General features: G+C 70.4%; 10 protein-coding genes. 3 read left to right on the plus strand and 7 right to left on the minus strand.

The annotated features are described in order from the left end of the window. Positions 1-327 precede the first annotated feature (327 nt). Positions 328-813 (plus strand): free L-methionine (R)-S-oxide reductase MsrC, encoded by a 486-nt coding sequence (msrC, locus tag ELY19_RS06450; protein ID WP_126195482.1) that lies wholly within the window; start codon positions 328-330, stop codon positions 811-813. 69 nt (positions 814-882) lie between these two features. On the opposite strand, the gene ELY19_RS06455 is transcribed toward msrC, so the two are convergent. Next, positions 883-1,251 (minus strand): nuclear transport factor 2 family protein, encoded by a 369-nt coding sequence (locus ELY19_RS06455; protein WP_126195483.1) that lies wholly within the window; start codon positions 1,249-1,251, stop codon positions 883-885. An 86-nt stretch (positions 1,252-1,337) separates the two neighbouring features. On the opposite strand from ELY19_RS06455, the gene ELY19_RS23980 reads away from it, so the two are divergent. Then, complete coding sequence (locus ELY19_RS23980) at positions 1,338-1,991, plus strand: TetR/AcrR family transcriptional regulator (protein WP_126195484.1); 654 nt, start codon at positions 1,338-1,340, stop codon at positions 1,989-1,991. Positions 1,992-2,003: 12 nt separating this feature from the next. After that, positions 2,004-2,888 (plus strand): LLM class flavin-dependent oxidoreductase, encoded by an 885-nt coding sequence (locus tag ELY19_RS06465; protein ID WP_126195485.1) that lies wholly within the window; start codon positions 2,004-2,006, stop codon positions 2,886-2,888. A 15-nt stretch (positions 2,889-2,903) separates the two neighbouring features. Here ELY19_RS06465 and ELY19_RS06470 read toward each other — a convergent pair whose 3' ends face one another. The 6 genes from ELY19_RS06470 to ELY19_RS06495 all read right to left on the minus strand — a co-directional run bounded on the left by ELY19_RS06470 (position 2,904) and on the right by ELY19_RS06495 (position 14,830). Beyond that, positions 2,904-4,253, minus strand: coding sequence for an FAD-binding oxidoreductase (locus ELY19_RS06470; RefSeq protein WP_126195486.1), 1,350 nt, complete (start codon positions 4,251-4,253; stop codon positions 2,904-2,906). Continuing rightward, entirely contained in the window at positions 4,254-5,828 is a 1,575-nt protein-coding gene (locus tag ELY19_RS06475; RefSeq protein WP_126195487.1) for an acyl-CoA carboxylase subunit beta, read from the minus strand. It abuts the gene before it with no gap. 19 nt (positions 5,829-5,847) lie between these two features. Beyond that, a complete protein-coding gene (gene pks13 / locus ELY19_RS06480) occupies positions 5,848-11,022 on the minus strand; it encodes a polyketide synthase Pks13 (RefSeq protein WP_126195488.1) in 5,175 nt (1,724 codons plus the stop codon). Positions 11,023-11,127: 105 nt separating this feature from the next. Then, a complete protein-coding gene (gene fadD32 / locus ELY19_RS06485; protein WP_126195489.1) occupies positions 11,128-13,035 on the minus strand; it encodes a long-chain-fatty-acid--AMP ligase FadD32 in 1,908 nt (635 codons plus the stop codon). A 225-nt stretch (positions 13,036-13,260) separates the two neighbouring features. Next, entirely contained in the window at positions 13,261-14,286 is a 1,026-nt protein-coding gene (locus ELY19_RS06490) for a TIGR03621 family F420-dependent LLM class oxidoreductase (protein ID WP_227966627.1), read from the minus strand. 49 nt (positions 14,287-14,335) lie between these two features. Next, on the minus strand, positions 14,336-14,830 hold the full coding sequence (locus ELY19_RS06495) for a hypothetical protein (protein WP_126195490.1): 495 nt from the start codon (positions 14,828-14,830) through the stop codon (positions 14,336-14,338). Positions 14,831-14,893: the final 63 nt, after the last annotated feature.

Genomic DNA, 14,893 nt, shown 5'->3' on the forward strand with positions numbered 1-14,893 from the left:
CGCGTGCAAACCGCCTGCGCGGCGCCGGCGTGCCGGCCCCGTCGGTACCACAGGAGGACCCCGTGACAGAGCAACGCGAGCGATTCAGTGCTCGTCAGGCACTGTATGCGACATCTCAGTTCCTGACAAACTCTTAGTCGGAGTAGCCCGTCACCGTGTTACGACTACGGGTGAAGATCGATGCGCTCAGGCAGGTCAGCGCTGTACATGAGGTGTTTTTAGGTCCCGATCACGCCGGTTTCGAGTCGCTCACGCTCTCAGCTTCCGCCCAGACTCACACCGGCCGCGAGGGTGTCGGCGCACCGTCGGAGGACGTACCGTCGTGGCGTGTCGTTCACGCTGCCCGACCTCTCCGACTCCCCCGCCGAGCGCTACGCCGAGCTCGCCGTCTACGCCCGCGCGCTCGTCGACGGCGAGCCCGACCGGGTCGCCAACGCGGCGAACCTCTCGGCCCTCGTGAAGGCGACGGTGCCCGACCTCAACTGGGTGGGCTTCTACTTCTACGACGGTGTCGAACTCGTCGTCGGTCCGTTCCAGGGACTCCCGGCGTGCATCCGCATCCCCCTCGATCGCGGCGTCTGCGGCGCGGCCGCGCGGACGCGCACCACGCAGCGGGTCGACGACGTGCACGCCGTGGCCGATCACATCGCCTGCGACGGCGCGACCAACGCCGAGCTCGTCGTGCCGCTCGTGCGCGACGGCGAACTGATCGGCGTCTTCGACCTCGACAGCGAGCGGACCGCCCGGTTCACGGACGACGACCAGCGCGGGCTGGAGGCCATCGCCGCGGTCTTCGTCGAGTCCCTGCGCTGAGCCCGCCGACCGCGCCGCCGGCGCCCACGCAGGCTTCGGCGCGCGGCCTCACCGGCGGTCGGGCACCGGTCAGGCGTCGGCGAGGGGACTGAACTGGATCCCGGCGATCCGCCACGCGCCGGCCCGCTCGACCCAGGTCTGCGAGATGCGCGTGGCGATCCGGACGTCGTGCCCCGACGAGTCCGCATGGTTGCGCTGCACGCTGCGGACGATGGCCGCGGCGGGGTACGTCTGCACGTCCATCTCGGAGACGTCCAGTTCGTGGTAGCGGAAATGGTCGTGCCGCGCGATCCACTGCGTCTTGTCGAGCACGAAGCCCTTCGGGCCGATCGACAGGAAGTCGGCGTCGATCAGCTCGTCCAGCACCTCCCGGTCGTCGTGCAGCTCGGCCTCGTCGAAGCGCCGCTGCGCGTCGGCGACCGCGTCCCGGTCGTTCATCGGATCCTCCTTCGATGGATGGTGGTGTGCCGCTATCCATGTTAGAGTGACTCTAACTTTAGAGCAACAGTAATTTTGGAGGGGATGTGACCGAGGGGATCGGCCTGCGCGAGCAGAAGAAGATCGACACGCGGCGACGACTGCAGGAGGTCGCGCTGGAGCTGTTCGCCGCGCGCGGATTCGACCACGTCACCGTCACCGACGTCGCGCGCGCAGCCCACGTCTCGCCGGCCACCGTGTTCAACTACTTCCCCACCAAGGAGGACCTGGTCCTCCAGGGGATGGCGGAGTACGGCGAGCGCCTCGTCGGCGCGTTGCGGGACCGTGCTCCGGGAACCTCCGTGCTCGAGGCCTTCCGCGCACACCTCCGCGAGCCGCGCGGCGTGCTCGCCGTCGACGATCCGCGCGCCGTCGAGGGCCTGGTGCGCGTCCGCGCGATCATCGCGGCGAGCCCGGCGTTGCGGGCCCGCGAGCTGCTCCTCGCCGACGCCGCGGCGGCGGACCTCGCCGCACTCCTCGCGGAGGAGCAGGGCGACGGGATCCGCACCCGCGCCCTCGCGACCGCGGCCATCGGGATCACGCAGGCGATGACTCTCGAGGTCCACCGGCTCGCCGAGTCCGGACTCCTCGGCACCGAGATCGCGGCGACCGTGCTCCCGGAGGGCACCGCCGCCGTCGACGTCCTCATCCGCGGCCTCGCTCGGACCTCCGCCGCACCCGGCGGCACCGCCCCGACGTAGAAGGAGAGCGCAATGAAGATCAGCCTGTCCGTGACGAACCCGTCGTTCCCCGACGGTGCGCTGCCCGGCCTGGCCCGGGTCGCCGCCCTCGCCGATGCCGCGGCCTTCGACACGCTGTGGGTCGCCGACCACCTGCTGCAGGTCGACCCGACCGCGCCGCCCGGCGACCAGGACCATCTCGAGGCGTACACGACGCTCGGCCACCTGGCCGCGCGCACGGAGCGGATCCGGCTGGGCGCCATGGTCTCCCCCGCGACGTTCCGTCCGCCCGCCGTGCTCGTCGCGGCCGTGACCACGCTGGCCCTCCTGTCCGAGGGCCGCGCCTGGCTCGGCCTCGGCGCGGGCCACCACGGCGCGGAGGCGACCGACATGGGCCTGCCGTTCCCGGGCGCCCGCGAACGGCTCGACGCCACCGAGGACACGCTGCGCCTGGCGCACCGCGTCTGGTCCGGCGACGACGGCCCGTTCCGCGGGACGACGGTGCGATGCGACCGGCCCCGGCTGTCCCCGCTGCCGGCCACCCGGCCGCCGATCCTGGTCGGCGGCGCCGGCGAGAAGCGGACGCTGCGCATGGTCGCGCGGTACGCCGACGCCTGCAACGTCTTCGACATGCCCGACGAGGGGGCGACCGTCCGGCGCAAGCTCGCGGTGCTCGCCGGCCACTGCCGCGACGCCGGCCGGGCACCGTCGGACATCGAGACGACGCTGAGTACACGGCTCGGCCCCACGGAGACCGCCGCCGACCTCGCCGCGCGGGCGCGCACGGCCGCGGGCTGGGGCATCGACCACCTCGTGCTCGGCGTCTCCCGGCCGTGGACCGCCGAGGCGGTCGAGGTCGCCGCCGCCGCCGCGAAGGAGGTCGCCGACGTGCCGTCCGCGCCGTGGCACACGGCCTGACCGGCACGAGCTGCGCTAGAAGCCGCGGCCCGGGTTGAGGAGGTTCTTCGGGTCCCAGACGGCCTTGATGCCGCGGTGCAGTTCGAGGACGTCCTCGGAGAGCTCCTCGCCCACCCAGCGGGCTTTGAGGACGCCGACACCGTGCTCACCGGTGAGCGTGCCGCCCAGTTCCAGGGCCGCCTGGAAGACCTCGTCGGCGGCGTCCCAGATGGCCTGGGGCACCTCCCGCTCGTCCTTCGGGTAGATCAGCGTGGGATGCAGGTTGCCGTCGCCCGCGTGCGCGCACGTGGGGATGTCGACGCCGTACTTCGCCGAGATCGCCTCGATCCGCGCGAACATCTCGGGCAGCTGCGACCGGGGCACGCCCACGTCCTCGGAGAAGATGTTGCCCGCGTGCTCGTAGGCGTGGAAGGCGGCCCGGCGCACGGCCAGCAGCTCGGCGGCCTCGGCCGGATCGTCCGAGACCACGGTGTAGTGCGCACCGGCGGCGTCGAACTCGCGGGCCAGCACCGCGGCGTCGTCGGGCGTGGTGCCCTGGCCGATGAGCATCGCCCTGGTCTCGTCCTCGAGGCCGAAGGGGCGCAGCGCCTCCACGCACTCGAGGGTGCGACGGTCCATCAGCTCCATGAGCGCCGGAACGACGCCGGTACCGACCACCGCCGCGACCGCGGCCGCCGCACTGACCACATCCGGGAACGCCGCCGCGACCGTGGTCGGCGGGATCGCCGGCGCGGGACGCAGTTTGACGGTGACCTCGGTGACGATGCCGAGCGTGCCCTCGCTGCCGCACAGCAGCTGGGTGAGGTCGTAGCCGGTGACGCCCTTGACGGTGCGCCGACCGGTCGTGATGATCCGGCCGTCGGGCAGCACGACGGTGAGCCCCAGGACGTACTCGCGGGTGACGCCGTACATGACGCAGCGCAGCCCGCCCGCGTTGGTGGCGACGTTGCCGCCGATGGAGCAGATCTCGAACGACGAAGGGTCCGGCGGGTACATCAGACCGTGCTCGCGGACCGCGCGGTCGAGATCGGCGTTGATGACCCCCGCCTCGGCGATCGCGTACTGGTCCGCGACGTTGATCTCCTTGACCGCGTTCATCTTCGCGAGCGAGATGATCACGCAGCCCTCGATCGCGCTGGCGCCGCCGGCCAGGCCGCTGCCCGCGCCGCGCGGCACGATGACCACGTCGTTGGCGTAGCACCACGCCGCCGCGGCGGCGACGTCCTCCGTGGTCTCGGCGAGCACCACGGCGAGCGGCACCGCGCCGTGCACCGGCGAGCAGTGGTCGACGGCGTAGGCCGCCGTCACGTCCGGGTCGGTGAGCACCGAACCGGTGAGCTGCGGGAAGCCCTCCAGCGAAGCCATCTACATCGGCATGAGGTAGGTGCGGCGCGGCGTGCGCTGCAGCTCCTTGTCCCGCAGCTGGTGCAGGCACTTACGGATCAGCAGGCGGGTGTCCTTGGGCTCGATCACGCCGTCGATGTATCCGCGCTCGGCGGCCAGCCACGGCGTCGCCATGAACTGGTTGTAGAAGTCGATGAAGGCCTGCCGGATCGCGGGGCCGTTCTCGCCGGCCTCCTCGATCTCGCGGCGCTTGATGATCGCCGCCGCGCCCTCCGCGCCCATCACGGCCAGGCGCGCCGTCGGCCATGCGAACACGAAGTCGGCGCCCAGCTGCTTGGAGCCCATCACCGCCCACGCGCCGCCGTACGACTTGCGCAGGATGATCGTGATCTTCGGGACCGCCGCCTCGACGTAGCTGAAGATGAACTTGCCCGACCGGCGGATGGTGCCGATCTTCTCCTCCTCGACGCCCGGGAGGATGCCGGGCACGTCCACGAGGAACACCAGCGGGATGTTGAACGAGTTGCACAGGCGCACGAACCGCGCGGCCTTCTCCGACGCCTGCGTGTCCAGGGTGCCGGCCATGTGCATCGGCTGGTTCGCGACGACGCCCACCGACTGGCCGTCGACGCGGGCGAAGCCGCACACGATGTTCGGCGCCCACAGCTCGGCGTACTCGAGGAAGTCGCCGTCGTCGAAGACGCGCAGGATCACGTCGTGGATGTCGTAGCCCGCGTTGTCGGCGTCCGGGATGATCGACTCGAGCGAGAGGTCGCTCTCGGTGATCTCGGGCTCCAGGCCCGGGTTCACCAGCGGCGGACGCTGGTGCACGGAGTCCGGCATGAAGGCCAGGTACCGCTTGACCCAGTCGAACGCGGCCTTCTCGTCGACCGCGACGTGGTGCAGGTTGCCCCACCGCGCCTGGTTGATCGCGCCGCCCAGGTCCTCCTTGGAGGTCCACTCACCCGTGGTCGGGCCGATCACCTCGGGGCCCGTGACGAACATGTACGCGTTGTCCTGCACGCCCACCAGTACGTCGGTGTTGGCCGGGGCGTACACGGCGCCGCCGACGCACGTGCCGAGGATCATCGAGATCTGGGGCACCATGCCGCACAGCCCGTCCTGGTGCCGGCCGAGCTCGGCGTACCAGGCGATCGACGTCGCCGCGTCCTGGATGCGGGCGCCGCCCGAATCGTTGATGCCGACCACCGGCAGGCCCGCGGCCGCCGCGAAGTCGTACAGCTTGACCATCTTCCGGCCGAACATCTCGCCGACGGTGCCCGCGCCCACGGTCTGGTCGTGGCTGAACGCCGCGACCTTGCGCCCGTTGACCAGGCCGTAGCCGATCACGACGCCGTCCTTGATCTTCGCGTCGCCGGGCGATTTCGCCAGCTGGTCGAGCTCGACGAAGGTGCCCTCGTCGAACAGCATGTTCATCCGCGCACGCGCGCTGGGCAGGCCCTTCGCGTCGCGGCGGGCCCGGGCCCGCTCGCTGCCGGGATCCTTGGCCGCCTCGAGGCGGCGGTACAGATCCTCGAGCTTGCCCGCGGTGGTGCTGAGGTCGACCTGGTCCGATACGTCCGTCACGTCTGTCACCCTATCCCCTGCCCGGAGCTCACCGGCCGCCGTCGGCCCGGTTGAGCTCGTCCGCCATGTGCGCCGCGATCTTGCCGATGTACGGCTCGTCGATGATCTGCAGGTGATCGCCACCGATCTTGACGATCCGCAGGTCCTCGACCACCGGCCCCCAGCCGCCGTCCGGCGCGATGTCCGCGAAGTTCGGCTCGAGCTCCACGGCACCGTCGTGCATGCGGTCGGCGCGGTACAGCGTCACCGTGCCGCCGAACCGGCCGTAGTCCGCCGGGTTCACCTTGATGAGCATGCGGTTGTCCACGAAGGACGTCCGCTGGTGCTCGATCATCGACGTCGGGATCTTCTTGTCGGAGAGCTGCACCAGCTCCATGATGATCTTGAACTGGCCCTCGTCGTCGGCCGCGGCCAACCGGTCCATGGGCAGCTCGATCTCGTCGCCGATGTCGTAGTTCTTGCGCGCGAACTTCTCCCAGCGCTCCAGCCGGGCCCGCTTCTCCGCGGGCTCGTCGGTGAGCGGGACCGTCGGGGCGACCACGTCGAGCAGGCCCACGTACTCGACCTCGCGGCCCTCCTCCTCCAGGGCGCGCGCCAGCCCGTAGGCGAAGGCGCCGCCGAGGCTCCAGCCCGCGAGGCGGTACGGCCCCTCCGGCTGGATCTCCTTGAGCTTCGGGAGGTACTCGGCGACCCGCTCCTCGATCTCGCCCTCGATGCGCTCGAAGCCGTAGATCGGCAGGTCCTCGGGGAGCTTGCGCAGCAGGGCCTCGTACGCCATCGTGTTGCCGCCCGCGGGGTGGAACAGGAACAGCGGCCTGCGGTCGGTGTTCTCGGGCTTGCGCAGGGTGCGGACGAAGCCGTCCACGGGAGTCGCCTCGTTCATGACGGCGCCCACGTAGGTCGCCATCTCCTCGATGTTCTTCGAGTCGATGACGTCCTCGATGTCGATCTCGCCGCCGGCGCGCTCCGACAGGCGCGCGGTCAGCTTCTCCGCCACGTCCTCGGACAGCACGTCGAGCTCGTTGAACACGCCGCCGGGGGACTTGCCCACGACGATCGCGTAGGTCGCGAAGGTCAGGCGCTCCGCGGCGTCGCGCGGGGGCACGCCGTCGCCCACGGCCGCCGCGACGGCCGCGCCGTCGAGCAGGTCGGGGGCGTCGCTCCCGGTCGTCGCGTCCGACGGTGCCGCCTCGGTGGCCGGGGCGGGCGCGGGGGCGTCGGCCGGGGCCGCGGCGGCGGTCTCGGCCTTGGCGGCGGCCTCCGCCTTGGCGGCCTTCATCATCTCGGCGAGCTGGCCGGCGTCGGCGAGTTCGCCGGTGCCCGACTGATGCTCCGCCAGGGCGTCCACCTGGTCGCGGTGCTCCACCGCGTACTCGACGAACTGCACCACGTCGTTGAAGGACGCGTCGCGCACCGCCTGGATCTGGATCGGCGGGATGTCGAACTCGTACTCGGCGCGGTTCTTGATCCGCATGGCGATGAGCGAGTCCATACCCAGGTCGATCAGCGGGATCTCCTTGGGGAGGTCCTCGATCTCGAAGCCCATGATCTCCGCGATGATCAGGCCCAGGCGGTGTTCCACCGTCTCGCCCGAGTCCGGGGACCAGCGCTCGCCGCTGCCCTCGGGCGCGGGGGCCTCGGTCTCCTCGGAGACGGTGATCGCGGGCTCCGCGTCGAGCCCATCAGGATCTGCCTCGGAGAGCTCGTCCATCTCCTCCACCGCGGGCGCGGCCTTGGTGATGAGCGGGGCCGCGGCGGTGCCGGAGGCCTCGCCGCCCACGACGACGGCGTCGAGGAGCAGGCGGAAGCGCCCTGAAGCAGCACCGTTCGGCCCGCTCGCTCCGCTCCCTGCGCCGAGGTTCTCGTGCACCTGGATCGACGCGCCGCCGGGATGCGGGGTCAGCGTCGTGGTCAGGGTCAGCCCGTCCCGGGGCTCGCCGTGCTCGACGGCCGCGGTGACGGCGGCACCGTCGAGCACCTGGACGGCGGCGTTCTTCGCCAGGTCCACGAGGGACACGCGCCTCTGGTCGCCCAGGGTGAGCGCGCCCGCGTCCAGCTGCCACACGTGGCGGCCGTCGGGCAGCGCGACGTGGGCGCCGGGCACCATGCCCGAGCCACCGTCGGGCAGCTTGGTCTGGATCCAGATGTGCTTGCGCTGGAACTTCGTGCGCGGCACCGGGGCGTAGCGGCCGGGGCCGAACAGGGCGGCGACGTCCACGTGGTGGCCGTGCGCGAACACGGTGGCGAGCGCGGTCATGATGGTGCCGGGCTCGTCCTCCTTGCGCTTGAGCGTCTGCACCAGCGCGGCGTCCTGGATACCGGAGCCGAAGGTGACCGCGGCGACCGAGATCAGGGTGATCGGGTTCGGCGAGAACTCGATGAAGGTGCGGTAGCCGGCCTCGACGGCCTTCTCCACGGCCTGGGTGAACCAGACGCTGTGCCGCAGGCCCTTGATCCAGTAGTCCACGTCGTGCACCGGCGCGTGGCCCGCCTTGTAGAACTCCTCCTTGTTCACGGTGGAGTACATCGGGTACTGCAGCGGGTGCGGCTCGATGCCCATGAGCTCGGCCTGGAGCTCGCCCAGCAGCGGGTCCATCTGCGAGGTGTGGGAGGCGCCGCGGGTCACGAGCTTGCGCGCCATGAGGCCCTTGGCCTCGGTCTCGGCGACGATCTTGTCGATCACCTTGCCGGGGCCGCCGAGCACGGTGTGGGTGGGCGCCGCGTAGACGCAGATCTCCAGCCCCTCGTAATCACCGAGCACCGTGTCGATGTCGTCGGCGCTGTACTCGACGAGCGCCATGAAGCGCTCCATCTCCTCGGGCAGCATCGCCTCGCCCTCGCCCATGAGGCGCGAGCGCTGGCAGATCACGCGCACCGCGTCCTCCAGCGAGAGACCGCCGGTGACCCACGCCGCGGTGGCCTCACCCATCGAATGCGGCAGCACCACACCGGGTTCGATGCCGTAGTGACGGAACAGGCCGACCAGCGCGACCTGGATGGCGAAGATGCCCACCTGACCGGTCTCGATGTGGAAGGTCTGCTCGTCGTCGGTGATCATGTCGGCGTAGTCGTTGCCCGACTCGTCGATGATGAGCTCGTTGACCTCGTCGAAGTAGTGCTTGAAGACCGGGTCCTCGAGGTAGAGCTGCTTGGCCATCTTGCGGTGATGGCTACCGAAGCCGGAGAAGATGAACGCCGGACCGGTCGCGTCGGGCTGGTTGGCGGAGATGACGTTCGGGGCGTTCTTGCCCTCCGCGATCGCGCGGAAGCCCTTGATCGCCTCGTCGAGGTCCTTCGCCATGACCACGGAGCGGACGCGGCCGTGGTTGCGGCTCGCGAGCGTGCGGCCGATCTCGGGGAGCGTGTACTCCTTCGCCTCGTCCGACTCGAGCCACGCGAGCAGCTCCGCGGCGGCGGCCCGCCGGCGCGACGGGACGTAGGCGGTGAGCACGAGCGGGATCGCGGCGCCCTCGGCGGTGGCGGGATGGAACTCCGGCACCGCGTCCGACGGCGCCTCGTCGGATTCCGTGGCGCCGTCCACGATCTCCGGCGCGACGTACTCCTTGATCACGACGTGGGCGTTGGTGCCGCCGAATCCGTTGCCGGTGACGCCCGCGAGCCGGTGGCCGGAGTACTTGGGCCACTCCGTGTTCCGCGCCGCGACCAGGAGCCGGTTGGTCTCGAACTGGATGTACGGGTTGGGGCCCGAGAAGTGCAGCGAGGCGGGGATCTGCCCGTGACGCATGCCGAGCAGCACCTTGGCGACGCCCGCGATGCCCGCGGCCGCCTCGAGGTGGCCGAAGTTGGTCTTCGCCGAACCGAGCAGCAGCGGCTTCTCGGCCTCGCGGCCGCGGCCGAGGACACGGCCGATGGCGTCGGCCTCGAGCGGGTCGCCGAGGATGGTGCCGGTGCCGTGCGCCTCGAGGTAGTCGACGGTGCGCGGGTCGATACCGGCGTCGATGTACGCGTCCCGCAGGTTGGTGACCTGCGCCTCCGGGTTCGGCGCGAAGATGCCGTTGGACTTGCCGTCGGAGGTGACCGCGGAACCCGCGATCACGCCGAGGATGTCGTCGCCGTCGCGCTCGGCGTCGGCGAGCCGCTTGAGCAGCACCACGCCGCCGCCCTCGGCGCGGATCATGCCGTTCGCGTCGGAGCTGAAGGCCTTGATCTTGCCGTCCGGCGCCTGCGCGCCGAGGCTGTCGAAGCCCAGCGTCGCGGCGGGCACGATGAGCATGTTCACGCCGCCGGCGACCGCCATGTCGGTCTCGCCGTCGCGGAGGCTCCGCACGGCCTGGTGGATCGCGACGAGCGACGACGAGCACGCGGTGTCGATCGCGACCGACGGGCCGTGGAAGTCGTAGAAGTAGGAGACGCGGTTCGCGACGATGGAGGTCGACGTGCCGGTCAGCGCGTAGGGGTTGGCCTTCGTCGGGTCGGCGACGGCCAACATCTGGTAGTCGTTGGCGGAGCTGCCCATCCACACGCCGGTGCGGGTGCCCTTGACCGAACTCGCGGGAATGTTGGCCTGCTCCAGCGCCTCCCAGGTGAGCTCGAGCGCGAGCCGCTGCTGCGGGTCGACCATCTCCACCTCACGCGGCGTCATCTGAAAGAACTCGGCGTCGAACGAGGCCACGTCGTCGAGGTAGCCGCCGAAGGTGTTCGCCTCGTCGAGCACGGCCTTCAGGCGCGGGTCCTGCTTGAACTCGAGCCAGCGGTCCTCGGGAAGGTCGGTGGTCGCGTCGCCGTTCCCGATGAGGAACTCCCACGTCGACTCGGGCGTCTCACCGGCCTTGGGGAAGCGGGTGGCGAGGCCGACGACGGCGATGTCGTGCGTGCCGCGGTTCGCCTCGAACTCCTCCCCGCGGTCGTACTGCGCCGCCTCGGCCGCGAGGTCGTCGTCCGAGACCACCGGGTCACCGTCGATGATGCGCTGGCTGAGCAGGGCGATCGTCGGGTGCTGGAAGGCGACGGTGGCGGTCAGCTGCACGCCCGTGAAGTCCTCGATGTCGGAGGCCATCGAGACCGCGTCGCGCGAGCCCAGGCCGAACTCGTCGAGCGACTTGTCGTCGGTGATGTTCTCCAGCGGCTGCTTGGTCGCGTCCGCGATCCACTGCCGCATCCACGCACGCAGTTCCTCGAGGGTCAGATCCTCGCGGGCCTTGCCGGTCGGGCCTTCATGGGGGGTGTACTCGTTCTCAGCCATGTTCTGTCTACCCTTCGCGTCGAGACCGTGGGTTACCCAGTCGCGTGTGATGAAGTTGTGGTGTCCGCGGGGCCCGGGGCGGCCCCGAGCAGCGGGGGTGCGCCGCTACTGGACGTTGTTCGCCTCGGCGTCGGGGAACGCCTGCTGGGTGTAGCCGCCGCGAAGCGTGCCGTCGATGTAGGCGGCGCGGCCCGCACGCCGGGCGATCTTGCCCGAGCTGGTGCGGGGCAGCGAGCCGCCGGGCACCAGCAGCACGTCGCGGGCGAGCACGCCGTGCGCCGAGCCGACCGCGGAGCGGATCGCGTCGGCGATCTCCTGCTGATCCTGCTTGGCTCCGCCCGCGGCGAGCTCGGCCACGATGACCAGCTGCTCCGACTGATCGGTGGGGTCGTAGGTCAGGCCCGAGTGGGCGTTGTCGAAGACCGCCTGCGGCAGCTCGTTGGCCGGCACCGAGAACGCCGCCACGTAGCCCGTGCGGACGTACTTGCTGGACTCCTGCGCCGTGAACTCGATGTCCTGCGGGTAGTGGTTTCGGCCGTCGACGATCACCAGGTCCTTGACGCGGCCGGTGATGTACAGCTCGCCGTCGTGGTACACGCCGAAGTCACCCGTGCGCATCCACTTGGCCTTCTCGAGGTTCTTGACGCCCTCCGAGTGGCTGCCCTCGGCGAGGGGGGTCAGGTAGTTCTGGAAGGTCTCGCGCGATTCCTCGTCGCGCTGCCAGTAGCCCGAACCGATGTTCATGCCGTGGAGCCAGATCTCGCCCACGGAGTCGTCGGGCACCTCCTTGCCGGTAGCCGGGTCCACGATGCAGGCCCACTGACTCAGCGCCACGTCGCCGCAGGAGACCTGCGGGACCGCGCCGTCGGCGCCCTCCTCGGAGACGACGAACGTGCCGGCGGCCAGCTGGTCGCGGTCCACGTAGACCACGCGGGCCTCGTTCTCGACGGGGGTCGAGCTGACGAACAGCGTCGCCTCGGCCATGCCGAAGCAGGGCTTGATCGCCTTCGGCGAGAGCCCGTACGGCGCGAACGCGTCGTTGAACTTCTTCATCGACGAGACCGTGACCGGCTCGGAGCCGTTGATCAGGCCCTTGACGTTCGACAGGTCGAGGGTCTCGCCCTCCTTGGGCAGGCCGCGGGCGGCGGCGTGCTCGTAGGCGAAGTTCGGGGCGGCGGCGAAGGTCTCCGCGCCGTCCTCGACGGCGGCAAGCTCGTTGATCCAGCGGCCGGGGCGGCGGACGAACGCCGACGGGCTCATGATGGTGATGAACTTGCCCCCGAGCGCGGGCAGGATCACGGTGAGCAGGCCCATGTCGTGGAACATCGGCAGCCAGGTGACGCCGCGGGAGTTCTCGTTGAGGTCCAGCGCGTGGATCATCTGGATGACGTTCGTGCCGACGGCCTCGTAGGTGATCTGCACGCCGGCCGGGTTCCGGGTGGAGCCCGAGGTGTACTGCAGGTATGCGATGGTGTCGCGATAGATCGGGAAGGGCTTGAGGGTCGAGCCGACCGAGTCCGGGATGGCGTCGACGGCGATGATGCGCGGGCGCTCCTTGGCCGGGAGGTGGCGGAAGAAGTTGCGGCAGGCCTCGGCGGAACCGGAGCTCGTGAGGATGGCGGTGGGCTTGCAGTCCTCGAGGACGATGCGCAGGCGGTCCGTGTGGCCCGGCTCGTCCGGGCTGAACAGCGGCACCGCGATGTTGCCCGCGTACAGGGCGCCGAAGAAGGCCGTCACGTAGTCGAGGCCCTGCGGGGCCAGGATGGCGACGCGGTCCTCGCGCTTGGTGATGTGCTGCAGCCGGGCACCGATGGCGCGCAGGCGGGCGCCGAACTGCGACCAGGTCAGCTCGTGGACGACGCCGTCGCGCTCGCGGCTGTAGTCGATGAACCGGTACGCGAGGGTGTCGGCGCGCTCCCGTGCGTTGCGCTCGACGAAGTCGACCAGTGTGGTTCCGGGGCGGAAGAAGATGTTGCCGTCTTCATCCAGAAACTGGTCAAACTCGTTGTTCATGCATCGCTCCTCGTAACCGTCGCCGGGTGGCTGACAGTCATACAGTGGTACATCGCGTGGCGGGCACGTCCCGTTGCGGGCCTGTGCGCCACCTCATAGTGCTTGATATCCGCAACATGTTCACCCGTTCGGGCCGTTCACACGCTGTGAAAATCCGCAAACCCGACTATCGTAGCGCGCACCGCCGGGCGGGACGAAAACCATGAGGTCGGGCACGGACGGGACTCACTCGCCCTTGAGCTGCTCCAGGACGGGCGCGAAGGCCTCCATCTGGGTGGGCACGACGCCGACGTAGGACATGCCCGTCGCGGCGCGGGTGGCGCGGACCTGGTCCGCGATCTCGTCGAAGGTGCCGATCGCCAGGTAGGGCGAGCCCAGCACGTCGTCGACCGTCACCTCCTTGTCGATCTCGATGCTCGCCGAGAGCCCGCGCTCGATGGCCTTGAGCGCGAAGTCGGCGACCTGCTCCCGGTCGTCGGTGACCACGATGGTCGCGATCGACCAGGAGAGCTCGAGGTCGGCGAAGCGGTCGCCCGCGGCGGCCTTCACGATCTCGACCTTCTTCTTCACGGCGTCCATGGACATGTCCGAGATCTTGAGCTTGCCCTCGGCCGAACTGCGCGGGTTGATGGAGACCACGTCGGCGCGGCGGGCGGCCAGCTCCAGCGTGCGGCGGGCGCCGGCGCCGATCGCGATCGGCGGGCGCGGGCCCTGGCGCGGGCGGGGGTAGCCCTTGAGCTCCTTGACCCGGAAGACCTCGCCCTCGAACTCGGCCTCCTGGCCGCGGAGCAGCGCGTCGAGCACCGTCAGCCCCTCGTCGAGGCGCTGGAAGCGACGGTCGGGGGACTCGAACTCGATGCCCGCCTGGTCGAAGTCGTCCTTGAACGCGCCGAGGCCGAGGCCGATCTCGAGGCGGCCCTTGGAGAGCACGTCGATGGTGGTGAGTTCCTTCGCCAGCACCGCCGGGTGCCGGAAGGGCATCGACAGCATGGACGTCGCCAGCCGGATCGAGGACGTGCTGACCGCGAGCGCCCCCAGCGCGGCGAGCGGACCCACCTGCGCGTCCAGCCGGTCCGGGATGGCGAAGGTGTCGAACCCCAGCTCCTCCGCCTCCTGCGCGAGCTTGACGAACTTGCGCGCGCCGCCCTCGTCGGCGTTGCCGGCACCGCCGGCCGCGAACCGGAACTTGCGGGGCTCAGTGGTCACGTGTGGGTACTCCTGGTCGACGGTGCGGGTCTTGACGTTGCGCACAGCCTAACGGTTGCCCGACGGTGCCCGGTCCGGGAAGGGCCGGGCGGGGTCACCGCGAGAGGAAGTAGTAGACGTCGACCGATTCGGCGGACGTCCGCAGGTAGACCTTGAGCGACTCGCCGTAGTTCAGGCCGTCGCGGGTGCCCTTGCTGAGGCGGTACGCCGGTCCCGCGAGCACGAGCTGCCCGTTCTCGCCCTCCCCGTACCAGGGCCGCAGGGTGAGCGAGTCCGCGGGAGCGCCCGGCATCGTCAGGTCCGAGTCGCGGAGGAACGTGTCGAGCTCGGCGAGGCCGATCACGGCGTGGACGTAGGAGTGGCTCACGGTGAACCCCCGCGATTCCACCGCCGCGGCGACCGTCCTGGCGCCCGCGGGGAACGCCAGGCCCGCGTACGAGGCCGACCGCCACAGCACGGCGGAGCGGTCCGCGTCCCCGTCCATCACGTTCACCTGTTCCCCGGGCCCCGGCGGCGCCAACGGATCGCACGCGCTCGTCGACAGCGCCACGGCCGTCGCGAGAATCGTCGCCACGATTCGCTTTCGCATATCACGAATGGTAGTTGCCCAAGCGGAGTGCGGGCTCTGTACCGTCGTCGTCCCCACTCGGCG

The organism is Tsukamurella paurometabola (assembly GCF_900631615.1).
GTDB classification, from domain to species: Bacteria; Actinomycetota; Actinomycetes; order Mycobacteriales; family Mycobacteriaceae; genus Tsukamurella; species Tsukamurella paurometabola_A.